At 51.8% G+C, this 1,135-nt stretch carries 1 rRNA gene; it reads right to left on the reverse strand.

Annotated elements, in window-relative coordinates:
* Positions 1–1,135 (reverse strand): 23S ribosomal RNA (locus H627_RS0115405); the annotation flags it as partial.

Here is a 1,135-nt window from a genome sequence, read left to right on the forward strand (position 1 = left end):
CCTTAGGAACAAGCATTTGACTCGCTCCCAGACTCAGTGCTTGGACACGCTTTTCCAGCTGCGTGCTCACCTTAGCCTCCTGCGTCCTTCCTTCGCTCAAACATAACAGATCGGTACAGGAATCTCCACCTGTTGGCCATCGATTACGCCTTTCGGCCTCATCTTAGGTCCCGACTAACCCTGGGCGGACGAACCTTCCCCAGGAAACCTTAGTCTTGCGGCGGGCAGGATTCTCACCTGCCTTTTCGTTACTCATGCCGGCATTCTCACTTCTAAGCGCTCCAGCAGTCTTCACAGTCTGCCTTCACCGCCCTTAGAACGCTCTCCTATCGCACGACCTTGCGGTCGCACCCACAGTTTCGGTACCATGCTTAGCCCCGGTACATTTTCGGCGCAGAGTCACTCGACTAGTGAGCTATTACGCACTCTTTAAATGGTGGCTGCTTCTGAGCCAACATCCTAGTTGTCTGTGCAACTTCACATCCTTTTCCACTTAGCATGGATTTAGGGACCTTAACTGGTGATCTGGGCTGTTCCCCTTTCGACTACGGATCTTATCACTCGCAGTCTGACTCCCGGAAACAAATATCTGGCATTCGGAGTTTATCTGCATTCAGTATCCCGAGACGGGACCATCATCCAAACAGTGCTCTACCTCCAGTATCCGCTTTTCCGAGGCTAGCCCTAAAGCTATTTCGGAGAGAACCAGCTATCTCCAAGTTCGATTGGAATTTCACCGCTACCCACAACTCATCCCCTCATTTTTCAACATAAGTGGGTTCGGTCCTCCAGTGCGTTTTACCGCACCTTCAACCTGGTCATGGGTAGGTCACTTGGTTTCGGGTCTACATCAGCTAACTCACTCGCCCTATTCAGACTCGCTTTCGCTCCGGCTCCGGCTTTTCTGCCTTAACCTCGCTAGCTAACGTAACTCGCCGGTTCATTCTACAAAAGGCACGCCATTACCCATTAACGGGCTTTGACTACTTGTAGGCACACGGTTTCAGGTACTGTTTCACTCCCCTTCCGGGGTGCTTTTCACCTTTCCCTCACGGTACTGGTTCGCTATCGGTCACTAGGGAGTATTTAGCCTTGGGAGATGGTCCTCCCAGATTCCGACGGAATTTCACGTGTT

The organism is Schleiferilactobacillus harbinensis DSM 16991 (assembly GCF_000425885.1).
In the GTDB taxonomy this organism is placed as follows: domain Bacteria; phylum Bacillota; class Bacilli; order Lactobacillales; family Lactobacillaceae; genus Schleiferilactobacillus; species Schleiferilactobacillus harbinensis.